The organism is Haloplanus sp. CK5-1 (genome assembly GCF_037201915.1).
In the GTDB taxonomy this organism is placed as follows: Archaea; Halobacteriota; Halobacteria; order Halobacteriales; family Haloferacaceae; genus Haloplanus; species Haloplanus salilacus.
Genome location: NZ_CP147505.1, coordinates 1,731,049 through 1,756,895 on the forward strand (window position 1 = coordinate 1,731,049; position 25,847 = coordinate 1,756,895).

At 65.3% G+C, this 25,847-nt stretch carries 19 protein-coding genes; 9 read left to right on the forward strand and 10 right to left on the reverse strand.

The features are described from left to right. Positions 1–134: 134 nt before the first annotated feature. Positions 135–1,265 (forward strand): mandelate racemase/muconate lactonizing enzyme family protein, encoded by a 1,131-nt coding sequence (locus NBT81_RS09195; protein ID WP_338737805.1) that lies wholly within the window; start codon positions 135–137, stop codon positions 1,263–1,265. A gap of 1 nt (position 1,266) precedes the next feature. On the opposite strand, the gene NBT81_RS09200 is transcribed toward NBT81_RS09195, so the two are convergent. After that, positions 1,267–2,898: a fused MFS/spermidine synthase gene (locus NBT81_RS09200; protein ID WP_338737807.1), complete on the reverse strand. Its 1,632-nt coding sequence runs from the start codon at positions 2,896–2,898 to the stop codon at positions 1,267–1,269. Positions 2,899–2,981: 83 nt separating this feature from the next. Here NBT81_RS09200 and rdfA point away from each other — a divergent pair, with 83 nt between their 5' ends. Both rdfA and NBT81_RS09210 read left to right on the forward strand, forming a co-directional pair. Next, complete coding sequence (gene rdfA, locus NBT81_RS09205; RefSeq protein WP_338737809.1) at positions 2,982–3,566, forward strand: rod-determining factor RdfA; 585 nt, start codon at positions 2,982–2,984, stop codon at positions 3,564–3,566. A 129-nt stretch (positions 3,567–3,695) separates the two neighbouring features. Beyond that, positions 3,696–5,609, forward strand: coding sequence for an archaea-specific SMC-related protein (locus tag NBT81_RS09210; RefSeq protein WP_338737811.1), 1,914 nt, complete (start codon positions 3,696–3,698; stop codon positions 5,607–5,609). 3 nt (positions 5,610–5,612) lie between these two features. Here NBT81_RS09210 and NBT81_RS09215 read toward each other — a convergent pair whose 3' ends face one another. Then, positions 5,613–7,457 carry a BCCT family transporter gene (locus NBT81_RS09215; protein WP_338737813.1) on the reverse strand — a complete coding sequence of 615 codons (1,845 nt, stop codon included), beginning with the start codon at positions 7,455–7,457 and terminating at the stop codon, positions 5,613–5,615. A gap of 109 nt (positions 7,458–7,566) precedes the next feature. On the opposite strand from NBT81_RS09215, the gene NBT81_RS09220 reads away from it, so the two are divergent. Then, positions 7,567–8,802 (forward strand): NAD-binding protein, encoded by a 1,236-nt coding sequence (locus NBT81_RS09220; RefSeq protein ID WP_338737814.1) that lies wholly within the window; start codon positions 7,567–7,569, stop codon positions 8,800–8,802. Between the two features lie 72 nt (positions 8,803–8,874). Continuing rightward, entirely contained in the window at positions 8,875–9,315 is a 441-nt protein-coding gene (locus NBT81_RS09225; protein ID WP_338737816.1) for a universal stress protein, read from the forward strand. Positions 9,316–9,324: 9 nt separating this feature from the next. Here NBT81_RS09225 and NBT81_RS09230 read toward each other — a convergent pair whose 3' ends face one another. The 5 genes from NBT81_RS09230 to solA all read right to left on the reverse strand — a co-directional run bounded on the left by NBT81_RS09230 (position 9,325) and on the right by solA (position 15,847). Next, positions 9,325–9,504, reverse strand: coding sequence for a hypothetical protein (locus NBT81_RS09230; protein WP_338737818.1), 180 nt, complete (start codon positions 9,502–9,504; stop codon positions 9,325–9,327). Positions 9,505–9,545: 41 nt separating this feature from the next. Continuing rightward, entirely contained in the window at positions 9,546–9,995 is a 450-nt protein-coding gene (locus NBT81_RS09235) for a hypothetical protein (protein ID WP_338737820.1), read from the reverse strand. Positions 9,996–10,094: 99 nt separating this feature from the next. Further along, positions 10,095–11,861 (reverse strand): BCCT family transporter, encoded by a 1,767-nt coding sequence (locus tag NBT81_RS09240; protein ID WP_338737822.1) that lies wholly within the window; start codon positions 11,859–11,861, stop codon positions 10,095–10,097. 222 nt (positions 11,862–12,083) lie between these two features. Further along, positions 12,084–14,639, reverse strand: a complete 2,556-nt coding sequence (locus tag NBT81_RS09245; protein ID WP_338737824.1) for a GcvT family protein — start codon at positions 14,637–14,639, stop codon at positions 12,084–12,086. 65 nt (positions 14,640–14,704) lie between these two features. After that, complete coding sequence (gene solA / locus NBT81_RS09250; RefSeq protein WP_338737826.1) at positions 14,705–15,847, reverse strand: N-methyl-L-tryptophan oxidase; 1,143 nt, start codon at positions 15,845–15,847, stop codon at positions 14,705–14,707. A gap of 197 nt (positions 15,848–16,044) precedes the next feature. Between solA and NBT81_RS09255 the strand changes: the two genes are divergently transcribed. From NBT81_RS09255 to NBT81_RS09270, 4 genes are all read left to right on the forward strand, one after another. Beyond that, on the forward strand, positions 16,045–17,412 hold the full coding sequence (locus NBT81_RS09255) for an aminomethyl transferase family protein (protein ID WP_338737828.1): 1,368 nt from the start codon (positions 16,045–16,047) through the stop codon (positions 17,410–17,412). Between the two features lie 55 nt (positions 17,413–17,467). Then, positions 17,468–18,322 (forward strand): methylenetetrahydrofolate reductase, encoded by an 855-nt coding sequence (locus tag NBT81_RS09260; protein WP_338737830.1) that lies wholly within the window; start codon positions 17,468–17,470, stop codon positions 18,320–18,322. 166 nt (positions 18,323–18,488) lie between these two features. Then, positions 18,489–19,631 carry an aromatic ring-hydroxylating oxygenase subunit alpha gene (locus NBT81_RS09265; RefSeq protein ID WP_338737832.1) on the forward strand — a complete coding sequence of 381 codons (1,143 nt, stop codon included), beginning with the start codon at positions 18,489–18,491 and terminating at the stop codon, positions 19,629–19,631. Next, a complete protein-coding gene (locus tag NBT81_RS09270) occupies positions 19,628–19,969 on the forward strand; it encodes a hypothetical protein (RefSeq protein ID WP_338737834.1) in 342 nt (113 codons plus the stop codon). The genes NBT81_RS09265 and NBT81_RS09270 overlap by 4 nt, the downstream gene beginning before the upstream one ends. Before the next feature lie 135 nt (positions 19,970–20,104). Here NBT81_RS09270 and NBT81_RS09275 read toward each other — a convergent pair whose 3' ends face one another. The 3 genes from NBT81_RS09275 to NBT81_RS09285 all read right to left on the reverse strand — a co-directional run bounded on the left by NBT81_RS09275 (position 20,105) and on the right by NBT81_RS09285 (position 25,624). Beyond that, on the reverse strand, positions 20,105–21,097 hold the full coding sequence (locus NBT81_RS09275; RefSeq protein WP_338737836.1) for a transposase: 993 nt from the start codon (positions 21,095–21,097) through the stop codon (positions 20,105–20,107). Between the two features lie 240 nt (positions 21,098–21,337). After that, entirely contained in the window at positions 21,338–22,684 is a 1,347-nt protein-coding gene (locus NBT81_RS09280; RefSeq protein WP_338737838.1) for an orc1/cdc6 family replication initiation protein, read from the reverse strand. Between the two features lie 774 nt (positions 22,685–23,458). Continuing rightward, positions 23,459–25,624 (reverse strand): type B DNA-directed DNA polymerase, encoded by a 2,166-nt coding sequence (locus tag NBT81_RS09285; RefSeq protein WP_338737840.1) that lies wholly within the window; start codon positions 25,622–25,624, stop codon positions 23,459–23,461. Positions 25,625–25,847 lie beyond the last annotated feature (223 nt).

The window sequence follows — 25,847 nt, forward strand, 5'->3', positions numbered from 1 at the left end:
CACGGTACGACAGCAGTTTTTTGTGAACCTCGATCGGGAAGCGGTGCCTCGGGATCGAGTGCGCTGTACGTGACCGTATCGGACGGGCGCGGTGACGGCACCACCGTTATTTGAGTCCCCCACGACGGGGTGGTATGCGCGTAACTGACGTCGAGGCGATTCCGATGGAGAGTGCAGTCGACTCGGTACAGATGAAGTTGGGGGAGACCGACCAGACCGTCGGCGTCTCGCCGGTCGTGGTCAAGGTCCACACGGACACGGGGATCACCGGACTGGGCGAGACGCTCACGTACGACCCAACCGGACGGGACGCGGCGTTCGCCGCGGAGGGCGTGACGTCGCTCGCCCGGCACCTCGAAGGCGAGGACCCACGTGACGTGAGCCAGCGGTGGAGCGAGCTCTACCAGCACGCCAAGCGCTCGGGCGCGTTCAAGCCGCTGTCGGCCATCGACGAGGCGCTGTGGGATATCGTCGGCAAAGACGCCGGGAAGCCGCTGTACGAGTTGCTCGGCGGTGCGGCTGGCGACGTGGCTGCCTACGCGACCTTCCCTCACCGCAAGTCGACCGAGGAACTGGCCGAGGACGGCGCGTGGTTGGCCGACACCGGCTTCGACTCGATGAAGATCACGGTCGGGGGCGGCGTCGCCGAGGACCGCGAGCGCATCCGGACCGTCGCGGCGGCGCTCCCGGAGGGTTTTCGCCTCTCGATGGACGCCAACACCTCCTACGGCTTCTCCGAGGCGCTTCGCCTGTCCCGTACCGCGGAGGAGTTGGAGATGGAATGGTTCGAAGAACCGATCGCCCACACCGACATCGAGGGACAGGCGGAACTCAACCGCCGGGTCGACGTCCCCATCGCCGCCTACCAGTCCCACTACCCCCACTATCCGGCGGTCGACCACCTGCGGGCGAACGCGCTGGACGTCTACCAGCCGTCGCTGTACGTCTGTGGCGGCGTGACCGCGGCCGACCGCGTCGCGACGCTCGTCGAGTCGTTCGACGAGCGCTTCGTCCCCCACGCGTTCGGGCCGCTGGTCAACTACGCCGCGAGCCTCCACGTCGCCGTCGCCAGCCCCGCGTGTGACCTGATCGAGTTCGCCGTCTACGACGACGACGCCGACGACCCCGGGCAGTACGTCGCCAGCCCCTACGTCGCGAACCAAGACGAGTTCGGTCTGGAGGACGGCACCATCTCCCCGCCCGATCGCCCGGGGCTGGGCGTCGAACTCGACGACGACGTCGTCGACGAGCTTCGGATCGAGTAGCTCAGCGCGGCGGGACCGGTTCGGCCAGTCGGGAGCGTGGCGGGAGGACGGTCCCGGACGCCGTGATGCCGTCGGCCGTCGTCACGTCGGTCCCGTTTCCGTCGGTTCGCTGGACGACGTACCGCTGGCCGACCATCGGATCGAGGAGGGAGTCGACGGGGGCGCGGTCGTCGCGGAGGACGGGCACGTCGTCTGTTCGCGGGGGTGGTTGGTAGGTGTTGATCTCCCGACGGAGGCTGATCCCGATATCACGTTCGGCGTTTCGCTCCCGCAGATCGGCCATCGAGAGGCGTCCGTCGCGCTTGGTGGCGACGACTTCGACGTTCTGGATGGCGTTCGTCTCGGCGGTCGGGAACGTGTACACCTGCGGGTACACCTGGGCCATCGTCTTGTACTCGGCGCGGTAGAACTTCGAAGCGGGACCGCTGGGTGCCGAGATCAGGTTGGCGAAGAGAACGCCGTCGTCGTCGAGTCGGTCGTTCGCGAGTTGCATGAACTCGACGGTTGTCAACTGGAAGGGGACCTTGTCCTTCTTGTAGGCGTCGAGGACGATCAGGTCGTACGTGTGGTTCGTCTCCTGGAGGAACTGCCGGCCCCCGGTGTTGTGGACGGTCAGGCCGTCGGACTCCTCGAGTTCGAAGTACCGCTTCGCCGTGTCGATCACCTCGGGGTCGATTTCGGCCACGTCGACGGTGACGTCGTACTCGTCGGCGAAGTGTTTCGGTCCGGTGAATCCGCCGCCGCCGACGAACAACACCCGGTCCACGTCCTCGGTCATGAGCAGCGGGAGGTGGAAGTAGCGCGTGTAGCCGAAGACGTGGCGGTCGGGGTCGGAGACGTCCATCGCGCTGTGGGGTTGGCCGTCGAGATACAGCGTCCGCTCGTCGCCCACCTGCGTGACCTCGAGTTCCTGGTACGGCGTCTGGGTCCCGTAGAGCACCGGCCCACCCGTCGAGACGCCGACGGTGCCACTGACGCCCGCGCCGATCACCAGGAGCGCGACGGCGAGTCCCGTGACCGTCGGCTGGCGGCTCTCGGTTCGGCGGGCGAGCCACAGTCCTGTCCCGACGAGCAGAAGGCCGAAGCCGACGCCGATGGTCTCGACGTCGAGCGACGGGATCAGGAAGAACGTCGTGCCGAACGCCCCGACGATGCTGCCGACGGTCCCGAGTGCGTAGACGCGCCCCGAGGCCGCGCCGACACCTTGGGTATCGGAGAGTTCGGCGGCGTACGGGCTGACGAACCCGAGGAGGTACGTCGGTGGACCGAAGAGGAGCGTCACCGCGGGCAGCGACGCGAAGCGGCCGGGCAACGGGAGCGCCGAGGCGGCCGACAGCAACACGTCGGTCGCGAACACGACGAGAGCGACGTAGGCGGCGGTCCCGAGCATCAGCCAGGCGAGCCGGCCGTCGCTCGCCCGGCGCTCGGCCCACTGCCCCCCGCGGTGGTAGCCGAGGGAGAGCGCCGCGAGGAAGACGGCGATGATGCTCCCCCAAGTGTAGATACTGCTCCCGAACTGCGGGGCGATGATCCGCCCGGCCAGGATCTCAAGTCCCATGCTGGCGACGCCGGAGACGAACACCGCGACCTCCGGCCCCGGTGGGCGCCGGAGACGGTCGGGGAGGGACGGCATGCGGTGGAGCATGGGGGAGGTGTGGGTTAAGCCTTGGCTCGACGGGGTGTTTATAGCGGCCACGGGCGTACGGCCGCCGACCGATGGGCTGTAAGATCGAGACGGTGTGTGCAAGCCGAGGGATGCCGACGCTCCCCGACCGTCTGGTGGACCGGCGCGTCGACGCGGGCGACAGCCTCCGCGACTTGGAACGCTTCTTCAACCGGGAGGTGTTGGCGGCCGCGATGCGGGACGCGGGGATGGAACTCCTGGAGGGCGAGGCGGAGAACGTCCACCGGTTGCTCACGGACGAGGACGTGAGCGACGCCGCCCGGACGGAAGCCCGGGACCGACTGCGCCGCGCCGGCGTCGACGTCGACGCCGTCCGCGACGACTTCGTCACCTACGGCACCGTCCGCACGCACCTCCGTGAGTGTGCGGGCGTCGAGACGGGGCGAGAGTCGAGCGTCGACGCGGCGTCGGTGCGGGACACCGCCTTCGGCCTGTTCGGCCGGGCCGAAGCGATCACCGAGCGGGAGGTGTCGCGACTGGCCGAGACGGAGTCGTTCGACGCCGGCGACGTGACGGTGTCGCTGACCGCACGGGTCACCTGCGAGACCTGTGGCGAGGAGTACGGCCTCCTGCGTCTGCTGGATCGGGGCGGGTGTGGGTGTCGCCGGGAAGACTGACCGAGGACCGGGCGTCGGTCCGGCCGAGGACGAACGAACTCGGGCGGGTCACCGGACACTAGGCACAAACGTAATACGCCAGCCCCGACGTACGAGGGATGCGTTCGCTTCGCCACCGGAGTATCCACGATGACGGACGACGATTCGGCCACCCCGGAACGGATGCGACTCGACGTACTGAACGTCGGTGGCATCGAACACGCATCGGTGTCGTTCGAACCTGGCGTGACGATGGTCGTCGGTGAGAACGCCTCCAACAAGTCGTCGCTGCTCGGGGGCCTCGGGGGCGTCCTCGGCGGGTCCCCGCCGTCGCTTCGTGGCGGTGCCGACTCGGGATCTGTGACGCTCGACGTCGACGGCGAGAGGTTCGCGCTCGACCTCTCCGACGCGGCCGGTGAGACAGTCGTCGTGGAGGCGACCCCGTACACGACGGCGTCGACGCTCGTCGACCTGTTCGTCGATCTGAGCGAGGGGAACCCGATCCGCCGGGCCGTCGTCGGCGGCGGCGACTTCCACGACCTGCTCATGCGTCCGGTCGACACCGAAGAGATCGACGCCGAGATCCGGCGGCTGACCGACACGCGGAACGACCTCGACGACCGCATCGACGACCTCGACGACCGGGTGGGCGGCCTCCCGGAGCTGGAGGTCCGGAGGCGACGGCTGATCGAGGAGCGCGAGGAGGTGACGGCGACGCTTTCGGAGCGGCGAGCGGCGCTTTCGGAACTCGACTACCGGGACGCCGCGGCGGCGACCCGGGACCTGCTCGACGACCTGAAGGACGCGCGGGCCGAGCGGGAACGACTCCGGGACCGACGAGAGACCAAGCGCCGCGCCCTCGAGTCGCTCCGGGAGGACCTCGCGTCGGTCGAGGAGCGACTGGCCGCCCTCGACGACGCGGAGTCGAGCGTCGAGGAGCGACTGGCAGCGGTCGAGGAGCGTCTGTCGACCCTCCGCGAGCGCGAGGGTCGCCTCGACGAGACGATCGCTGCCTTGGGGCCGATCGTCGAACTGAATCAGGGGTTCCTCGCGGAGGGAGAGCGGGCGGTCGACGACGACGTGGTCGAGGCGCTGGGCCCGGACGAGGGGAACGTCACCTGCTGGACCTGTGGCCAGTCGGCCGCGCGCGCCGAGATCGAGTCGCAGGTGGCGGCCGTCGAGGCGATCCTCGACGAGAAGCGGGAGGAGCGGGCGACGGTCGAGGCGGAGATAGAGGCGTGTCGGCGCGACCGCTCGAACCTCGAGGACCGCCGCGAGGAGCGGGTGGAACTGGTCGAGCGTCGGCGTCGCCTCGGCGAGGATATCGACGAACGCGAGCGGGCGCTGTCCGACCTCGACGACCGGATCGACGACGCCGCCGAGCGGATCCGGGATCTGGAAGCCGAGTTGGACGGCGTCGAGGGCGCCGAGGAACTGGTCGAGCGCCACGAGGCGGTGAGCGATCTGGAGTACGAGCGCGGCCGACTCGACCGGAAACTCGCCGAGGTCGAGGCGGACATCGAGGCCGCCGAGAGCGCCCGGGCCGAGCGCGAGGACCTGCGGGCCGAGCGCGACGACGTGGCGGAGCAACTCGCGACGCTGCGCGGCCGCGTCGAACGGATCGAGCGCGAGACAGTCGAGACGGTCAACGACTGCATGGAGCGGATACTGAATCGGCTCGTCTTCGACGCGGTCGAACGCGTCTGGATCGAGCGCCGCGAGACCGACGACGGGACGGTCTTCGACCCGCACGTGGTGCGGACGGGGGACGACGGCACCGTCTACCGGGCGTCGGTCGACACCCTCAGCAAGAGCGAGCGCGAGGTGGTCGGACTGGTGATGGCTCTCGCCGGCTACCTGGTGTACGACGTCGCGGACGCAGTCCCGGTCGTCGTTGTCGACGCCGTCGAGATGCTCGACGCCGACCGTGTCCGTGGGCTGCTCGACTTCTTCGACGACCACGCGCGATACGTCGTAGCGGCGGTCCTGCCCGAGGAGGCCGCCCCGCTCCGGGAGTGGTTCGACGCCGTCTCGACCGAAGCGTTCGACCCCGTCCGTTCGTGACGGTCAGTCGTCGGGCGGGTCGCCGCCGTCGGTCGCGGCCCGGCGCACCCAGCCGAGGACCGTCGCGTGGCCCCGTTCGTGGCGTCGGAACGTCGCGGCCAAGCCGACGAGGGCGACGAGCGACAGAACCGCGAAGGGGCCGCCGGTCAGTACCGCCGCAGTCTGGAGGGACTGGCCGCCGCCGACGAGCAACACCGCGACGGCGACGAGTCCTTGGAACACACCCCAGAAGACGATGCTCCCAGTGGTCGGGGCGGTGCCCCGCTCGGTCGTCAGAATCGCGACCACGAGGGTCGAGACGTCGGCGGAGGTGACGATGAAGACGACGATAAGTGCGAGAAAGAGGAAGAGCAGCAGACGGCCGAGAGGGAGCGCCGCGAGGACGGGGAAGCCGGCGACGGCCTCGGAGCCGCCGTGAGCCTCGACCGCCGCGAGCACGTCGGCACGGCCCGAGCGCTGGAGCGCGAGCGTCGTGCCACCGAGCAGGAGGTGCCAGAGGCCGGAGGCGGCGGACGTGGCGACGACGGCCGTGAAGACGACGGTCCGGACCTGTCGTCCCTTCGAGAGCGCGGCGAGAAAGAGGCCGGCGAAGGGGGCCCACGAGAACCACCACGACCAGTTCCAGACCGTCCACTCGGCGACCCAGTCGTCGAGGGTGGGGAGGCTCATCGGGACGAAGTCGGTGACGTACCGCGCGACGGCGACCCGGCTCGCGTCGACGACGGTGCCACGGGGCCCGACGGCGACGAGGAGGAGCGCAAAGAGGGCGAAGAGGACGAGATTGACGCCGGCGATGCGGCGGACGCCGCGGTGGACGCCGGTCTCGGCGGCGACACTGTAGACGACGACCAGACCGGCGACGAACAGCACCGAGCCGACGCCGCCGAACGCGACGCCCCACTGGAAGTCGATGCCGGCGAGGAACTGTCGGCCGACGAACGCGACGGAGGTGGCGACCCCGCCGATGGTGGCGAAGACGGCGAGGACGTCGACAAGCGTCGTCCAGGGGCCGTCCAGTCCGTCGACGCCGAGGAAGGGGGCGAGGACCGTCGAGACGCGGAGTGGCGCGCCGTGTCGGTGTGTGAAGTAGGCGATGGGAAGACCGACGACGAGGTAGGCGCTCCACGCGGAGATCCCCCAGTGAAACAGGGCGTAGGACAGGGCGACGCCGACGGCACCGGCCGAGCGTGGCGCGACGTCGGCGGCTGGCGGCGGCGACCCGTAGTGGAAGAGCGACTCGGCCGGCCCCCAGAAGACGACGCCGGCGGCGATGCCGGCGGTGAACACCATCGCGAAGTAGGTGGGGTAGGTGTAGTCGGGGTCGGCGTCGGGGCCACCGAGCGTGATGCTTCCCCACGGCCCGACGAGCAAGAACAGACAGTACCCCACCGCGAGGAACATCGTGACGAGGAAGAGCCAGCCAGCCTCCCGAAACAGAACGTCCCGGACGATACCGACGGCCGCGTCGGTCGCACGGGGGGCGACGAGCCACGCGACGAAGAAAAGCGACACGGCGACGACCGGTGCCGCGAACGTGACCGGTGCCTGCCGGTCGAGAAAGCCAGCGGCCCAGTCCCGGACGGGGACGTGCCTGACTCGCAGCAGGTACGGCGCGGTGGGTCGGTCGGCGGCCTCGCGTCCGGGGGCGTCGAGAGGGAGCAAAGCGAGATACGTCAGCGCGGAGCCGAAAAACAGGAGCGCGACGGCGAGCCATCCCCGCCCGGGGACGACGGGGCCGACGATCCACGGGAAGAAGAAGCCGGCGGCAACGACGGATCCCGAGAGGGCACACACCGGGAGGAGCGCGGCCCGGATCAGCCGCTCGACGACCCCGTCGTGGGAATCCATACCACATGATATCCCTCCGACAGCATAGGTGTGTCGTCGTCGACGACGCCGCGGTGGGCCGGAGCGCACGGAAGCGAGGTTTTTGTCGGCGGCGACCGAACGTGATCGCGTGGCGAGCGATACCCCCGGGCCGCCGACCGACGCGGCACTCGAAGAACTGTTTCGCCAACCGGAACGGGTCCCACTGGTGTACTGGCGAGCGTTCTCGGGTGCGTCGACGGCAGTGTTGGCCGTGGGGACCGCGGCCGTCCTCGCATTCCTCACCGGGCTGTCGCATCTGAGTCAGGGGGCTGGTGCCCCGGCCGGCCCGCTCGCGAGCGTCCTGCCGCCGGGAATCGGCGAGGTCGTTCCCCTCGCGAGCGTCCTCTGGGCGTTCCTGCTGACGGCCACAGCCGTGGGGTTGCGGGGTGGCTACCGCCTCGCCTGGTACGGCGCACTCCTCCTGTTGCCGTTCCTCCTCGTGGTGCCGCTGGTGACGGGGACGGCGGTGGACGTCCTCCTGTTCGCCGTCGGCGGGATCGGCCTGCCGCTGGTCGCGAAAAACCGGGCGCAGTTCGATCGGGCGGTCGACCTCTCGCCGTTTCAGACGACGGCGCTGGTCGCGTTCGTCGCCGTGCAGGTGTACGGCACCGTGGGGACCTACGCCATGCGCGAGAACTTCGTCGGCGTCAACACCGTGACCGACGCGTTCTACTACATCATCGTCACCGGAACGACCGTCGGCTACGGCGACGCGACGCCGACCACACAGGTCACGAAACTATTCACGCTGTCGGTGATCGTCCTCGGGACGGGTGCGTTCACCGTCGCGACGGGGTCGCTGCTCGTCCCCGCACTCGAATCACGCATCTCCAGTGCGTTCGGAACCATGACTGCCTCGGAACTCACACTGCTCGAGGACCACGTCCTGGTCCTCGGTCACGGCGAACTGACTGAACCGCTCCTCGACGAACTCGCGGCGACGACGGAGGTGGTCGTCGTGACGGGGGACGCCGACGCGTCGTTCGGCGACCGGGAGGTGAACGTGTTGACGGCCGACCCGACCGACGAGGAGGCACTCCGCGACGCCCGGATCGACGCGGCGCGGGGCGTCGTCGTCGCGACGGACGACGATGCCCGGGACGCACTGGCGGTCGTCGCCGCTCGACGGGCCAACCCTGGGGTGCGAATCGTCGCGGCGGCGACAGACCAGCGACACGTCGACAAACTCGACACCGTCGGGGCCGACGAGGTGATCAGCCCGGCGGTCATCGGCGGTCGCCTGCTCGGTCGGTCGGTACTCGACGAATCGTCGGGGTCATTCGGCGGCGTCTTCGAGGACGATGACGAGGACGCGGCGGAGTGATCCCGAGAGCGCGACCCCTCCCCAAAGTTATTTGCTCCCGACATGAGAACGCAACCCAAGGGACAAGGAGACATGTACGACAGCATCCTGCTTCCCTTCGACGGAAGCGACGAGGCACGGAAAGGTGCCAACCACGGACTCGACCTCGCGTCGACGTGTGGGGCGACGGTCCACGCGATGTACGTCGTCGACCTCCCGGGCGCGCCCCGGACGGTGTACATCCGGGACGACGAGGACGAGATGCGCGAGGAGTACCGCGAGTACGGCGAGGAGGTCACCGGAGACATCTGTGACCGCGCGACCGAGATGGGCCTCGACTGTGAGACGGTCATCAAGAGCGGGTCGCCGGCCGAGGAGATCACCGAATACGCCGAGTCCGAGGGAATCGAGGCCATCGTGCTGGGGAGCGCGTACCGGGGGAAGTTCCGCGCGTTGCTGGGAAGCACGGCCGAGAAGGTGGTCCGCACCTCCGAGGTGCCGGTGGTGACGGTGCGGCAACTGGTGAACGAGTGACCGCCACAGTCACGCGCCAGTGTCGCTACTCGAGCCCCGCAGCCACCGCTCGCGGAGGTAGATGAGCAGGCTGGCGCTCAGGAAGCACAGCCCCGCGACGCTCAGTCGATCCGCCGCCATCGTCACCAGTGCGACGGCGAACAGGACGACGACGAGCGCCGCCAGCGCCGTCGGGACGAACTCGAGCACGGTGGCCACAACGACGTGGGGGCGCAAGGATCTGTCGCCGGTCAGTAGAAGTGTTTGAGCTCCCAGTGGTACTGGCAGTTCCCACACGTCGCCCACTCCGGGACGTCGAAGGTGTGTGGGTGTCGTCGTCCGTGTTGCATGGGGGTCCGACAGACCGGACAGGTCAGGGTCAGAAGTTCCAGATCGGTGAACCGATCCGACTGGAACTCGGCCGCACACGCCGGACAGTCGATCGGGTCACGCGCGTCGGCCTGCAGGATTTCGGCCGCACACTCGGGACACCGGACCGTCGCAGGAGGTCGGTGTCCCCACCCGGTGTCGCCGTCGATGGTGGTGGTGTGGGTTTCGACGCTCGACAGTCGGAAGGCGTTGGGGTCGTCGGCCGTCCTGAGCGGGGCCACCAGCCGTTCGCCGATCCGGGTGACGAGGTCGACGCCACGGGTGAGCGCCCGTCGGAGCGTCGCGACCCGATCCCCGGCGTCGTCAGTCACACCGGCATTACGCGCGCGTCGATATAAATGACTCGTCGGGGGCAGGTTCTGGTGTGGGAAGGCGCACGAACGCCCGAACGCGCGGGGCGACCGAAGGGGTCAGTCGCCGCTGGCGGCGTCGTCACCCTCCCTGATGTCGGTGACCATCTCGTCGCCGCTCGTCGTCACGTCGACGTTCTCGCGGTCGGTCAACTCCTCGATCGTCTCGGCGAACTCCTCGGATTCGAGGATCTCGTACTCGTTGTCGAGGCCGAGATAGACGGTGTAACACATCAGACAGAGGATGACCGCGAAGGGAAGGCCGGTCGTGATCGCGGCCGTCTGCAGGGCGGTCAGGCCGCCGCCGATCAGCAGGACCGACGCGACGCCGCCCTCGGTGACCGCCCAGAAGATGCGCTGGGTCCTCGGCACGTCGTGTTTGCCGCCGGAGGTCAGGTGGTCGATGACCAGCGACCCCGAGTCGGAGGACGTGACGAAGAAGGTGATCACCAGAAGCGTCGCCAACAGCCCGGACACGACGCCGATCGGGTACTGGTTCAGCGTGACGAACATCCCGAGCGTCTCGAAGGAGGCGTACCCCAGTTCGGCGTACTGCGTCTGGACGGGACCGCCGCCGATGGCGAGGTTCAGCGCGGCCCCGCCGAAGGTCGACAGCCAGATGGTCGAGAAGATGGCGGGGAGAAAGAGCACGCCGAGGACGAACTGCCGGATCGTCCGCCCCTTCGAGATGCGGGCGATGAACATCCCGACAAAGGGCGACCACGCGATCCACCAGCCCCAGTAGAAGACGGTCCACGCAGTCGGCGTGCCGTTGGCCGCGGAGTTGAGCGTCCCGGTGAAGAAGCCGAGGCCGAGGATGTTCTGGAGGTACGCACCGAGTCCCTCGACCCAGGTGCCGAGGATGAACACCGTGGGGCCGACGATCAGAAGGAAGCCGAGCAGAACGAACATCAGGTAGAGGTTCACGGTACTCAGGCGCTTGACGCCGCCGTCGAGGCCCGCCGCGACCGAGAGGGTCGCGATGGCCGTGATGCCGGCGATGAGTAGGACCTGGACGGTCGTCCCGGTCGGGATGTTCGCCACGCCGAGCATCTCGCTCCCGAAGACGTAGGAGAGCCCGCTGTTCACCTGCGCGACGCCCAACCCCAGCGACGTCGAGAGACCGAACAGCGTCGCGAACACCGTCACGAGGTCGATGACGTGACCGGGCCAGCCGTAGATGCGGTCGCCGAGCAGCGGCCAGAAGATAGAGCGGAAGGTGAGCGGGAGGCCACGGTTGAACGAGAAGAAGGCGAGGCCGAGACCCACGAGGCCGTAGACGGCCCACGGGTGGAGCCCCCAGTGGAAGAACGTCTGGGCCATCGCACTGGCCGCGGCCGCTCCGGTCCCGGCCTCGGCGCCGAAGTACGACGGCGGGGTGTTGAGGTAGAACATCGGTTCGGTGACGCTGAAGAACATGAGACCGATCCCCATGCCGGCGCTGAACAGCATCGCCATCCACGAGAAGTCACTGAACTCCTTCTCGGCCTCCACGCCACCGATCTTGATCTTGCCGTACTTGCTGAACGCGAAAAAGAGGAGCACGACGATGAAGAGGTTCACCACCAGCAGGTAGAACCAGCCGAAGTTGGTGCCGATGAAGTTGAACAGTGCGGTGTACGCTTCCGATGCTTGGTCGCCGAGCAGGATCGTCACGGCGATGAACAGTGCGATCAGGACCAGCGCGACCGGAAAGACGACGGGGTGAATGTCGAAGCCCATCGCCTGGATGTTGGTGTCTCCGGGTTCGCGGTCCGAGTCGGGGTGGAAGAGTTCGACTTGGAGCCCGTCGGACATCTCGCCGGTCGTGTCGTCCGATTCAGCCATACCGTCCCTCCGTCCGGGAGGTGCCGGTCGTCGGTCGTGGTTCGGTCATGTGTCGTATGTGTGATCGTCGGGTCGGTCGTCGGTCGGTACGGAGCCGTCGACGGCTATCGTGATCATAGGTTCCGCAGCCCATGATACAAACCCACATGCGACCCTACGCGTTCTGTCAAATAAAGATTGGTATTTCCTCGAACTATTTTCCGACGAAAGGAAAGCGTCGACCTACCGGAGAAGCTTCTCCCGCCCGGGGTCGAACAGCGGTTCGTCGCGCACGGTGGCGTCGTACATCTCGCCCTCACACAGGAGTTCGACGGCGGTGCCGGCGTCGGCGTACTCGACGGGGAGGTAGGTGTAGGCGACGGACTCGCCGACGCTGTAGCCGTAGTCGCCAGCCTGCACGTAGCCGAGCGTCTCGCCGTCCTTGCGGACCGGTCGCCCGGCGAGGACGCGGTCGGTCGAGTCGTCGAGCGTCACGGGGGTGATCCGACTGTCGACGCCCGCCTCGCGTTTCCGTTCGAGGGCGTCGCGGCCGACGAACTCCGTGTCCGTGTCGACGGCGAAGGGAAGGCCCGCGGCGACGGGGTCGGTGTCGGTGTCGATATCGGTTCCCCAGAGCCGGTACCCCTTCTCCAGGCGCATGGATTCGAGGGCACCGGTCCCCATCGGCCGCACGTCGAGGTCCTGCCCCGCCTCCCACAGCGTCTCCCACAGCCGCGCGCCGTACTCGGTGGGCGTCCACAGTTCCCACCCGAGTTCGCCGACGTACGACACCCGGAGCGCGATGGCGGGCACGTCGCCGACGTAGAGGCGCTTGGCGCCGAAGTAGGGGAACCCCTCGGCGGAGACGTCCGTTTCCGTCACCCGCTGGAGCAGGAGTCGGGACTTGGGCCCCCACAGCCCGATAGTCGACTTCGCGCCCTCCTCGACGGTGACGGAGACGGTGTCGGGGGCGTGGGACTGCAGCCACGAGCCGTGGATGCCCGGCGAGTTGCCGCCGCCGGTCGTCACCATGAACTCGTCGTCGTCGAGGCGGACGACGGTCACGTCGGCGAGGATGTTGCCGCCCTCGTTCAACAGGAGGGAGTAGCGAACCCGACCCACGTCGACGTCGACGTCGTTGCTACACACCCTCTGGAGGAAGTCGGCCGCGTCCGGGCCCTCCACGGTGATCGACGCGAACGACGTCATGTCGAACATGGAGACGTGGTCGCGCGTGTGGAGGTGCTCCGCCCCCTCGATGGGCGAGCGGTTGATCGCCGCCCAGCCCTCCTGGTCGGGGATGCGGTCGGCGTACCGCTCCACGAGGTCGGCGTTGGAGTCGTACCACTTCGGCGACTCCCAGCCCCCCGACTGGGCGAACTCCGCGCCCAGGTCGCGCTGGTGACTGTGGAAGGGGCTTCGGCGCAGGCCGCGGTGGTCGTCGGGTTGCCAGCCGGGGTCGACGATGCTGTACACCTGGCGGTACTGCGTCGCGCCGCGGTCGACGAAGTAGGGTTTGCTGCCGGCGTGGGGTTCGAACCGCTCGACGTGGATGCCGCCGGTGGGGACGGGGCCGGAGGGGAGCCGCGGGACGCCGTTCTCCATCCACTCCGCGAGGAGTTTGCCGTAGCCGCCGGAGTGGGTCCACCAGATGGCGAGGGCGGTCCACAGGCCGTCGACCGCAGACGTCTCGCCGACCAGCGGCATCCCGTCGGGGGTGAACACGAAGATGCCGTTCTCCGTGGTCTGGAAGTCGAGGTCCTCGGTGACGGGAAGCAGTTCCTCGAAGGCCCGCTTCGCCGACGTGTCGCGGTCGGGATGGGTCGCTCGCTTCCAGTGGCGATCGGTGAACTCCCGGACCGACGCCTGCCGTCGCTCGGTGTTCGACCCCATCGCGTCGGGGTCGACGGAGAGCGTCTCGTGGTTGTACGAACCCAGGCCGAGGGCGTCGCCGTGGGTGCGGAAGTACAGCGAGTGGTCCTGATCGCGGCCCACGGGTCGGGAGGGGGTCTTCCCCATGGCGTCCGCGATGCTCCGGTCGCCGGGCACGTCCATGGCCTCGGTGTCGACGCGGGTCGCCGGGTCGGTGCCGGCCAACTCCGGCACGGGTTCGGTGACGGCGTACTGGTGTTCGACGGGCGCGATGGGTAAATCGAGGCCGGCCATCTTCCCGGTCTGGTAGCCCCAGTTGTTCGTCGCGATCACACACCGTTCGCAGTCGATCCGACCGCGGTCGGTCTCGACGGCGGTCACCGTCCCGCCGGTCACGTCGAGGTCGGTCACCGCGGTGTGGCCGTAGAAGTCGGCATCGGACTCCCCGATATACCACTGGAGGGCGGCGACGCCGTCGACCCGGCCGTCGGTCGGGGAGTAGTACCCCCCGAGGATCGCGTCCTCGTCGACGAGCGGGAGGTAGTCGGTGACCTCGGAGGGCGTCAACAGTTCCGGGTCGGGGAGGCCGTACGCCGTCGCGTGCTCGACCCGGCGCTGGAGGAAGTCCATCCGCTCCTCGGAGCGGGCCGTCTCGATGCCGCCCACCTCGTCGTACACCCCGGCGTCGTCGAGGAGGCGACTCGTGTAGTGGGCCGTCTTCGTCATCAGTTGCGACGGCGACGTCTGGAACATGATCCCCGGCGCGTGGGTGGAGGACCCGCCGGTGACGGGCAAGGGCCCCTTATCGACGACGACGACGTTCTCGGCGCCGAGTTCCGAGAGGTGGTACGCGACGCTACAGCCGACCGCACCGGCCCCGACGACGACGGTCTCCGCGGAGGACGGGAGCGTGGAATCCGTTCGCATGGTCGCCAATCCGCCCGAGCGCAGCAAAAACCCCGGGGTTGCTCACCTGCGACGCTTAAAAGGCGTCAGTCGAAGCGGTCGAGGCGGAACATCTCGATCGGGTGGTCGGTGTCGCCGTCGGCAGCCAGGTCCGCGAGCACCTCGCCGATGACGCTCGCGAACTTGAAGCCGTGGCCCGAGAAGCCCGCACCGACGACCACCTGCGGGTGGTCGGGCAGCGTATCGAGGATGAAGTCCTCGTCGGGGGAGTTCGTGAACATGCAGGTCGCCAGCCGCATCGTCGGTCCCGCGGCCTTCGGGAAGTACTTCTCGGTGAAATCACGCAGGAGCACTTCGTCGGCCGGGCCGGGGTCGGTATCGTAACTGTCGGGGTCGACTGCCTCGTCGAGGTGGTGGTACTTCCCCAGTTTGAACCCCGGCACGTCGTAGATGGGCAGACCGTAGAAGCGGCCCTCGGGGGTTTCGATGTTCCACACGGGAAGCGAGTCCGGTTCGAACAGGGCGGGGGTCTCCGGCTGGAACCAGGCGAGCACCTGTCGTTCGGGGACCGCGAGGCCGTCGAGTGCGTCGGCGAGTTTGTAGTTCCACGCGCCCGCCGCGAGGACGAGTCGGTCGGCTTCGTAGGTGTCGTGGTCGGTCCAGACCCGCACACCGCCGTCGGGCGTCTCCGCCCAGTCGTACACGCCCTCGCGGGCGCGAATCTCGGCGCCCGCCGCCTGGGCCTCCTCGGTGTGGCCGACGATGGCCTGTTCGGGGACGACGAAGCCACCGTCCGGTTGGTAGAGCGCGCGGTAGTCGTCGGGGAGGTCGTAGCCGGGAAACCGCTCGTTGCACTCCGCGCCCGTCAGCACCTCGTGGGGGATGTCGTGTTCCTCACACGAGCGGCGCGACCCCTCGAAGACGACGTTTCCCTGCGGGCCGGCGTCGATGGAGCCGGTGCGGTGGATCACCGGCCGATCCGTCTCCTCGGCCAGGTCGTCCCAGAGGTCGTACGCTCGCTCGACCAGTGGGATGTACGAGGGATGTTCGTAGTACGCTCTCCGGATGATGCGCGTGATGCCGTGCGAGGAGCCCTGGGTGTGGGGGATGTCGAATCGTTCCAGCCCCAACACGTCGACCCCTCGCCGTGCGAGGTGGTAGGCGGTCGCACTTCCCATCCCCCCGACCCCGACGACGATCACGTCGCGTCGCTCGTCGCTCAAACCCATGCTCGGCTGTTCGACGGGGATCGTATTGACGTTTGTGACGCTCGGTCCGGCGTCGTGTGAACGGTTCGAGCAGAGAATTAACAGCACTTTACGTGTTATCGTTCGTGTCGGATGTCGATCACTACTGGACGGTGACTTATACGCCCGAGATAGCTGAGGTCCACCCTTATGTGATCGGAGTGTGACGTTCGTAAGCGATGACGAACGACACACACCCGAACCACCCGGAGATCAACCAGTCCGACCGAACGCTCCCGCGGAATCTGCGCCAGACCGGCGACCCGGGCATCGAGATGCTCGTGTCGACGCGCGTGCGCAAGTCACCCTTCTTCCACAAGTCGTTCAACGAGGAGGGGGCGTGGCGGTGTACCGTCTACAACCGAATCTACCACCCACGTGGGCTGGTCGAACCGGAAGACGGCGGTGCGATGGCCGAGTACGAGGCGCTCACGGAGAGCGTGACGCTGTGGGACGTGGCGGTCGAGCGCCAGATTCGCGTGAAGGGACCGGACGCGGAGGCGCTCACCAACTACGTCATCACGCGGGACGCGACAGAGATCGAACCGATGCACGGGAAGTACGTCATCCTCTGTAACGAGGACGGCGGCATCCTGAACGATCCGATCCTCCTGCGGGTCGAGGACGACGAGTTCTGGTTCTCCATCTCGGACTCGACGCTCATGCAGTGGCTGCAGGGCGTCAACGTCGGCATGGACTTCGACGTCGAGATCGACGAGATCGACGTCGCGCCGATGCAGATCCAGGGGCCGCTGTCGGAGGACGTGATGGTCGAGGTGGTCGGCGAGGAAGTGTCCGACATCCCCTACTACGGGCTGATGGAGGCCGAGATCAACGGCGCGTCCGTCCTCGTGAGCCAGACCGGATTCTCCGGCGAGAAGGGCTTCGAGATCTACGTGCGCGACGCGACCGAGAACGCCGAGCGAGTCTGGGACCCCGTGATGGAGACGGTGAAGGACCACGGCGGCCGACAGATCGCGCCGGGACACCACCGCCGGATCGCGGCCGGCATCCTCTCGTGGGGGCAGGACATGGACCACGAGACGTCGCCGTTCCAGGTGAATCTGGGATACCAGGTCCCCGACGACAAGGACGCCGACTACGTCGGCAAGGAGGAACTCGAACGCCAGAAGGAGTTGATCGAGGACGGCGAGTACCCGTTCAACCTCAAACTGGTCGGATTGAAGATCGCCGGGGAGCCGATCCGTGACTACGCGCCGGACTTCTGGATCGTTTCGGACCCCGACACCGGCGAGGAGTGTGGCTACATGACCTCGCCGTGGTGGAATCCGGACCTCGAGACGAACATCGGTCTGGGCTTCGTGCCCGCCGACAAACTGCAAACCGAAACGGACGCGCTCCTGAACGACGAGATCTACGAGGAGAATCTGGATCTCGAGTTCGCGGTCCACCTCCCCGACGAGTACGCGGCGGAGTCGGGCGAACCGGCGTTCGCAACGGTCGCGGAGGTGCCGTTCAAGGAGTCGGTGAACCCCAGCGCCCGCGAGCAGGCGAAACTGAACGCACGACAGGACGCCGAAGAGTAGCTCCCCGACAGCCATAACCGCCACGCGACCCAACCGTCTACGATTCCGACCCGACATGTCACTCACCAAGTCGACCCCCACCGACAGCGCGTCGAGCCTGCTCACCGACCCCCGGTTCGAACTGATGCCGTTCGACAGCTTCGAGGGGCAGATGGAGCGGCTTCCGGAGGGGGCGGAAATCGCCGTCACGGCCTCGCCACAGTTGGGGCTAGAGGCGACCGTAGAGTGGTCGGAGCGGGCCGCCGACCGCGGGTACGAGCCCGTCCCGCACGTCGCCGCGCGGTACGTCCGCGACGCCGACCACCTCGACGAGGTAGCCGGCCGACTCGTCGACGCTGGGATCACCGACGTCTTCGTCCCGGGTGGCGACCGCGAGGACCCGGTGGGTGAGTTCGAGTCGGCCCACGACCTGCTCGTGGCACTCGACGACCTCGGGTACGCGTTCGAGGACGTGGGCATCACCGGCTATCCGGAGGGCCACGACTTCCTCGACGACCGGACCCTGGCCGACGCGATGGCGAAGAAGGCACCCCACGCGACGTACGTCACGACACAGCTCTGTTACGATCCCGAGGCGATCCTGGAGTGGATAGAGACGATCCGCGACCGCGGGATCGACCTCCCCGTCGAGGTCGGGATCCCCGGGGTCATGAAGTACCAGAAACTACTGAACATCTCACAGAAGGTGGGCGTCGGCGACTCGGTGCGCTTCCTGCGGAAGACGAGCGGGATCCTGGGATTCGTCCGCCAACTCGTCGGGTCCCGCGGGAAGTACACACCCGACGACCTCGTCGACGGACTGGCTCCCTACGCGGCCGACTCCGAGTACGCGATCCGGGGACTCCACATCTACACCTTCAACCAGGCGGCCGACACCGAGGCGTGGCGGCGCGCTCGACTCGGCGAGTAGGCAGGATTCGAGCCGAAATCGAATCATTTTGGCAATTCTGCGGCCGAAACAGATGCGTTCGTGTTCTATTCTGTCGTGTTAGGCTCCGAACATCAAAGATAGTATTTAATCACCACACGTGAGACAGGTCAGGGACTTTGTGCCCCCATCGGCCACGTAGAGGCACATGACCCGGTGGAACGACGGCGCCGATCGCGTGAGCGCCGTGAGCCCCGACATCACGGACGAGACGAACGCCCTCCCGGCGAAGTACTTCACCGATCCGGACGTGTGGGAGATGGAAAAGGAGAAGGTCTTCTCGCGGTACTGGGTGTACGCGGGCCACGAGAACTGCATTCCCGAGGCGGGCGACTACTTCACCCGGACCGTCGGCGACAAACAGGTGATCGTCGCACGGGACGAGGACGGCGACGTGCGCGCGTTCTACAACGTCTGTGCCCACCGCGGCTCGAAGATGGTCGACGACACGCCGATGACCGATCCGGGCAACATGGGTCGGATCCAGTGTCCGTACCACCTCTGGACGTACGACCTCGACGGCGACCTGCGGAGTACGCCACGGAGTTTCGAAGAGACGGGGCTCAACCCGGACCTCGACGATTCGGACGTGTCGGGACTCGACCCCGACGAGAACGGGTTGATGGCGGTCAACACCGATAGCATCGGACCGCTGGTCTTTCTCAACTTCGCGGACGACCCGCCGCTGTCGCTCGCCGAACAGGCCGGGAAGCTGAAATCCAGGTTGGAGTCGCTCCCGCTCGAAGAGTACCAACACGCCCGACGGTACGTCTCGGAGGTCGAGTGCAACTGGAAGACCTTCGGCGGCAACTACTCCGAGTGTGACCACTGCGAGGCGAACCACCAAGACTGGATCACGGGGATCCAACTCGACGAGTCGGAACTGGAGGTCAACGACTACCACTGGGTACTCCACTACACCCACGAGGAAGACGTCGAGGACGGACTCCGAATCCACGACGAACACGAGGCCCAGTTCCACTACTTCTGGCCGAACTTCACCGTCAACATGTACGGGACCGCGGACGGCTACGGCACGTACATCATCGACCCCATCGACGAGGAACGGTTCCAGTTGATCGCCGACTACTACTTCGCGGCCCCGGAGCTCAGCGAGGACGAGGAGGAGTTCGTCCACACCAGCCGCCAACTCCAGGAGGAGGACTTCGAACTGGTCGAACGCCAGTACGAAGGATTGCAGTCCGGTGCGCTCGCACAGGGTCAACTCGGTCCCAACGAGCACACGCTCCACCGGTTCCACCGGCTGGCACAGGAGGCGTACAACGCGTGACACGGACCACGAGCGCGTTCGTCGCGGCGTGTCCGGACTGTGCGGAACGAGTCACCACGGACGATCCCAACGACGTCGTGGCGTTCTACCGACGTCACCACGCGGTCACCGGCCACGACGTGACGTGGGAGCGAACCCCGGACGTGCCGGCGACGACAGAACTCACCGACGCAATCGACCGACTCGCCGACGACGCGAGTGGGGTGTCCCTCGGTGCCGTCAGCGCCGCCATGAGCGACCGCGGGTGGAGCGTGGGCGAGACGCTCTCGGCGGTCCACGACCGGCGGCTGACCGGCGACCTCTGGGAGCCACGAGACGATCACGTCGCCGTCGTTTGAACGTATATATACTACGGGAAGAGGTAGCGTGTGGTCGGACGATTCGGGTGCTTCCTGGTATATATGTGATGCGACGATCGAACGGAATCCGTCAGAGCGACGCCTATTCATCACGAGGGTGTCATAGAACTCTTCTCACACCGTGATGATTGTGCTTCCCGGATTGTCTCCGCGTTCGTAGTTGGTGATTGCGACGACGAGGCGCAGACACAACGCGAGGAACACCTGCGCTCGTGCATGGACGCGGCCTCGGGCGTGCGTTCGCCCGAGGCCGCAGCCCTTGACTGATTCGTTGGTTCGTTCGACGCCACTCCGGCGGTTGTACGTCTCGTCTAGCGTTGATTGCTTCAGCTGAACGTCGTTGCTGTGTTTTTCAATGCGGTCTTCTACCCTGTACTCGATATCTTTCGGGTCGTCGGTGTTTCGTGGATTGTACGGAGCGACTGGCACGACCCCTGCGGCCAGCAGGTGGTCGTGCCAGTCGAGCGTGTCGTAGGCACTGTCTCCAAGCATCCACATCGGTTTCCCGACGGCGAGCGCGTCACGCGTGACGCGCATCGCCGTCTCTTCTGGTGCTTGTTTGCTCTCGGTGAACTCGGCTGCAATCGGGATCTTTTGCCCGGTTGAGACGATCGTGCAGCCGTAGCCGTAGTAGTACTCGTCATCGGTTGGATCATAGCACTTCGATGCGTCTGGATCGGCGGGCATCGCTCTCACGTCGGTTGAATCGATAGAATACGTCAAGTCGAGCAGGCCCCGCAAGGCGGCCTGCTCGACGAGATGGTCGAAGACCCGGTCAACAACGTGCTCAAGATCAGTGAGGAATCGATCGACCGCGTCTCTCGACGGCGGTCGATCGAAGCTACAGCTGAGCCAGACAACGGTGTTGTTCAGTTCTCGTGCAACCGGACGGATACCGTAGATGTTCTTGTAATAGCAATGGAGAAAGCCACGCATCATCTCGGGCGGCTCAAGATCTCGTGTTCGCCCCGTCTCCGCCGGGGCGAACACGTCGAACCCTTCAAGAAACTCGAAGGAGAGGTGCTCGAACAACGCCAACGTCTCCGTTTCCACGGCATTGAAGAACGATTCTACCGAAGGATCATCTTGCAGGGTCGCTGAACGCATTCCACCTCAGCGTTCACCCTGCTCTTTGGTATGCGAACTGTTCTATGACACCCTCGTTACCTCCAGACACCCCGTGTGAGTAATGAATTGACTGACTGGTTGAGAGTGAGGACACACCGTGTGCGAAGTGAAATATTGCGTACCGTTGTCAGACACATCTAGTCAAGCTAACAACACTCTCGGTGGAATCACCCCCCGTGTGCGAAATGAATTCAGCGCCGGAGTCAGTGATTCTTGGCGTTACTTCCCTTCGAAGAAATCGTCTATCTGTGCGTTGACAACAGATTCGACGAGATTCTCCTCGTGTTCAGCTTGTTCGAGTCGGATGTCGGCCTGAAGGGTCTCAGCGACCACCTCCGGATCATCAATGAAGGTGTACTCTTTGTGGACACCACTGCCGTAGCCACGTCCCCGTTTCTCCGACGTGACGAAATTGTAGGTCTCAGCCTCACTCATGTATCGCAGGTAGGAGTCTCGGGATTTCTCATCGGCATCGAGAAGGTCGGTGAGATACTGATACACCCGGTACGCTACCGTACTAGGAACGGCGTTCAGATTTCGCTGAGCGTGGACCGGGACGATCGCGGTGGCGTATAGCGAGAGCTTCTTTTGTGTCGAGAGACCCTGCATCTGGGTCAGCGTCCGGTCCCGCTCAGCTTCTTTCTGCGCATCGCGAACGTGCTTTTCACAAACTGTGTCTTCTCCTTCCCGATCCGCGATTTCACCAGCTTTCCGGAACAGATCGATTGCCTTCCGAGCGTCACCGTGATCCTGGGCCGCGAATGCAGCACTGAGCGGAATAATACTATCCTCGAGGACATCGTCTTGGTATGCATCGCGACGGCGTTCGAGAATCGCCTGCAGTTGGTTCGCATCGTAGTCGGGGAAGACGACGTCCTGCGGATTAAACGAACTCTCCGCCCGACCATCGAGATCCTCCATGAATCGAGGATCGTTCGTGAGCGCAGCGACGGAAACGTGGCCCTCGATGCGACCGAGCTGTGACGCTCGCGAAAGCTGGTAGAGGAGTTTCGAATACGCCGGCTCGTCGTTCGGATCTCGTTGCCGACCCACGAGAAGATCGACCTCGTCGAGGATGATGATGACCGAGTCGAAGTTATTGGTCAGAATCTCGTAGAACCGATCGAGCTTCTGGTCGGTCGAAATCCCGCTCTCAGGGACGCCGATGTCGACACCGGCTTCATTTGCTGCGTTCTTCACGAGCCGATAGACAGCTCGGTCGTGCGATTTGATCGTCTGGCAGTTGATCTTGATTACGCCGAACCGATCTCCCTGGGAGTTCGCGAGCTCGAGAACCTGCTGGCACACCGCGTTGATGATGAGTGACTTTCCAGTCCCCGACGGACCGTAGAGAAGCATATTGGGCGGGCGGTTGCCTTGTAATGCCGGTCGAAGGTAGGTGATGATGTCGTCCAGCTGATTATCACGCCCCACGATCCGGTCCTCGTCGATGACGGCATCCGGGTCGAGAAGTCCCTTATCACGGAAAACAGAATTTTGAACCCCCTCCTGGAGGCGGCCTTTGATAGATTGTGAGAGGGATTGTTGATCGTCGCCGTCAGCCATAGTTGCGCAGTTAGGTCGAAACCATAAATAAATATGGGTGCCGTGTGCGAGGTTAAATCAGCCGAATTCAGCCGATAGAGACGATCTATGAGAGGGCAATAGGTAGAGAACGGTAACCGCGGGCGAAATCAATTGGTCGTAGTGACCCCCCGTGTGCGATATGAAATGCCGGATAGCTCATCGAACAGGCATCGTTATCGAGGCGAATCAGAAGAACTCGGTGAAGCCACCCTCCGTGTGCAAGATGAAAGGGTGGACGTAGTCTCGATCCGGATAGTACCGAGCATGTGGCTCAACGATTCCGAGTGAGACGCGATCGCGTCGGTAAGCCACCCCCACACCCCGTGTGCGATATGAAATCGGGAAAACGGGAGGAGGGGGTGATTAAGGAGGGAGACTACGAAACACCGGAAACCCACGATTTCACGGAGAAGAGGTCTCAAATACAGCGATGTCAAGATGGACTATATCTCAGGGAAATCTTTACATAGGTGCACTGTCAACCAGAGCCGCACTAGCACTAGAGTCGGTCAAAACGAAACAGTACGTTTCGTGATACGAATGCACTCGTCCGTGGCTTTCTTCCTCGTGGATTGAGCGTCTTCGCCGACTCTACGTCTTCTCGTGGACTCTCTCACTGAATCCTGTGATCTTCGGATCGTTCGTCCCTGCCTACCCTCTCGCCAAATTCATATCGCACACGGGGTGTGGGGGTTCGACCTCGAGGGAATCGTGATTAACCAACAAATCCACTCCGGACGACTCTCGTGTTGGTTAATCATTCTCCGTGTTCGCGTACGCCGCCAACTCCGGGACCAGCGTCTCCGTGAGTTCTCGACGGATCTTCGACCGATCCCAGTCTATCGGCGACAGAAGACTTTCGACAGCTCTGATGAGTTTCGTTTCATAGTACGACGCATCGTACGACTCGATCTCCTCGTGAGCCAACGCGACCCGCTCTCGTGAGGTTTTCTCGTCGTCGACAACTACGTACTCGATGTCCTGTCCCGGGTGGACCGCGAGATCCTGATCGTGAGCGCGTTGCAGCGCGGCTACGTTTTGTGTCTGATTAGTATACCCTTCGAGTGGCTTGGAGACACGATTCCGTTCGACGAGCTGCTCAACCGGCACCGTTCCAGCGTGGAGGCGCTTGATCGCGTCCTGAAGACAGTCGAGTACGGCGTCCGGAGACCGAGTCGCGTCGAGCCGTTCGAGGCAGTCTCGCTGGATGTCTTCGATGAACGCCGGGGTCGACCGCTGGCGAGCCTCGATACCGCGTATCTTGAACTCGTCGTCGCCAGCCACTTTGCCGAAGTACTTCGTTAACGCGCCGGCGTCGCTCTCGCGCTGCGGTACGAACGCCACCCAGTCATAGTGGGCTTCGTGTTCGAGCCGAATCTCGACGCATTCCGTAATCTCCGTCGCGAGCATCTCGAGCTCTTCACGATCATCGTCGTTGACGTCGGGGTTCGGAGTCACCCAGATCGAATCAACGATGCCGTGGACGACACGCCAGCCGCCGGCTTCTAGGCGTTGTTTCGCCGTCAGCAGAATCTCGCGAGCGAATGCATTGATCGCCTCGTGGCACTCGATCCGGCCGAACTTCGCGTTGCTGAACCCCTGATACCCGAAGCAGGCGACGAGGATCCACTTCAGCGCTCCCGACCGTCCCTCGAGTTCCGCTAAGCGGTCCTCGTCGGGGTCGTTCCGTTCCTTCTCGCGACGGATGGCCGCCTTGATCTCGTCGCGTGCGTCGATGATCGGCTGCAGCACGTCGACGAGGTAGCCCCGGTCGTCGCAGATCGAGTACCCGAGGCCGGGGACGTCCTCGCGGTCGCTGTGGCAGCTACACCGGATGACGTCCGGCGAGACGTTCCGGGTACAGATGATGTTCGGATACAACGAGGAGAAGTCAAGTTCGTGGACGTTCTCGTGGAGGCCGACCTCGGGCGCGAAGATGAACCCGCCGCGGTCGGCATCGTGGAGCGTCCCCATCGGCTTGTAGAACTCGTGGCGCCAGGAGTTCCACGGGACGAGGACGCCGCGGTCGTGGGCCTCACAGATCTGGATCGCGGTGAGGACGTTCCCGATCGATGCCCACGCAAGCTCTTGGACGGGCTTTTTCGAGCGCGACACGAGATCGAGGATGCCGTCGAGGTTCGTCTCCCCGTAGAAGAACGTGTTCGACTCGTCGATGATCGCCCGGCCGGGAACGTTGTATCGCGCCGGCGAGTGGCCGACGCGGCCGTAACTCGAGTACGTCGACCGACTCGCGAGCTGCTGATAGTCGACGTCCGGCCACCGACTCAGCGAGAGGTCGTCGACGCCGGCGTCCGTCGCCATCTCGTGGAGGGTCGGGACGATCTCGCTCGTCGAGCAGACCAGGACGTCCGGATCGTGTGCGTCGAGCGCCCCTTGGACAGCGGTCAGAAGATCCGTCGGCGAGCCGGTGACGGTGTCGCCGTCGACGGACAGCTCCCCATAGACGCCATTACTTGTTTCGGTCACCGGAACGCTAAGCCGGAGCGTCGACAGCTCGCTCGCGGGTGTCGGATCGGCGCCGGTCTCCAGACAGTACCGGAACTCTCGCGAGAAGTCGACGTTGAAACAGGCGAGATCCCCGACTGGATAGGCCGACAGCTGGCGTGCCTGCCGGGCGAGTGGGGTGACGCGGTCGATGTGGGCAACGTCGACCGCAAGAACGGCCTCCTCATCTCGTCGAAAGCCCGGCCGTCGCGCAATCATCTCGGTTGCGACGACATCCGGGTGCTGGTCGTACACTGACTGGAGCGTCGTGAGGTCGAGGTCGGACGCTGGGTCGCGAGCAGCGACGTAGAAGCGCGGCGAGTAGTCTTCGTGCTCGGTCGCGACGGCGCCGTCAGCGGTTGTCTCCCACTCCAGTACGCGGCCGTCGTCCAGAAAGTCGATGCTCAACGCCATCTAGGTCTCTCTGATGTTCGAGTCGCCGATAAGGTGTGGCGTGTCGTTTCCGGATTTCAATGTATGGCCCCAAGAACGACTCTACTGGTGTTTTCTGACCGTTTGTCTGTGTTCCACTACTTCTGGAACGATTTCCGGAATTCATCTGGGTGGATTCAGCCGGTGTACTCACCACTGGGGGAACATAGGAATTTGCCAAAAAACTATATTCCTCTGAGTCGTG

Coding starts and splice junctions, on each gene's coding strand:
- NBT81_RS09195 (WP_338737805.1), top strand. CDS start 135: ATGCGCGTAACTGACGTCGAGGCGATTCCGATGGAGAGTGCAGTCGAC.
- NBT81_RS09200 (WP_338737807.1), bottom strand. CDS start 2,898: ATGCCGTCCCTCCCCGACCGTCTCCGGCGCCCACCGGGGCCGGAGGTC.
- rdfA (WP_338737809.1), top strand. CDS start 2,982: ATGGGCTGTAAGATCGAGACGGTGTGTGCAAGCCGAGGGATGCCGACG.
- NBT81_RS09210 (WP_338737811.1), top strand. CDS start 3,696: ATGACGGACGACGATTCGGCCACCCCGGAACGGATGCGACTCGACGTA.
- NBT81_RS09215 (WP_338737813.1), bottom strand. CDS start 7,457: ATGGATTCCCACGACGGGGTCGTCGAGCGGCTGATCCGGGCCGCGCTC.
- NBT81_RS09225 (WP_338737816.1), top strand. CDS start 8,875: ATGTACGACAGCATCCTGCTTCCCTTCGACGGAAGCGACGAGGCACGG.
- NBT81_RS09240 (WP_338737822.1), bottom strand. CDS start 11,861: ATGGCTGAATCGGACGACACGACCGGCGAGATGTCCGACGGGCTCCAA.
- NBT81_RS09245 (WP_338737824.1), bottom strand. CDS start 14,639: ATGCGAACGGATTCCACGCTCCCGTCCTCCGCGGAGACCGTCGTCGTC.
- solA (WP_338737826.1), bottom strand. CDS start 15,847: ATGGGTTTGAGCGACGAGCGACGCGACGTGATCGTCGTCGGGGTCGGG.
- NBT81_RS09255 (WP_338737828.1), top strand. CDS start 16,045: ATGACGAACGACACACACCCGAACCACCCGGAGATCAACCAGTCCGAC.
- NBT81_RS09260 (WP_338737830.1), top strand. CDS start 17,468: ATGTCACTCACCAAGTCGACCCCCACCGACAGCGCGTCGAGCCTGCTC.
- NBT81_RS09265 (WP_338737832.1), top strand. CDS start 18,489: ATGACCCGGTGGAACGACGGCGCCGATCGCGTGAGCGCCGTGAGCCCC.
- NBT81_RS09275 (WP_338737836.1), bottom strand. CDS start 21,097: ATGCGTTCAGCGACCCTGCAAGATGATCCTTCGGTAGAATCGTTCTTC.
- NBT81_RS09280 (WP_338737838.1), bottom strand. CDS start 22,684: ATGGCTGACGGCGACGATCAACAATCCCTCTCACAATCTATCAAAGGC.
- NBT81_RS09285 (WP_338737840.1), bottom strand. CDS start 25,624: ATGGCGTTGAGCATCGACTTTCTGGACGACGGCCGCGTACTGGAGTGG.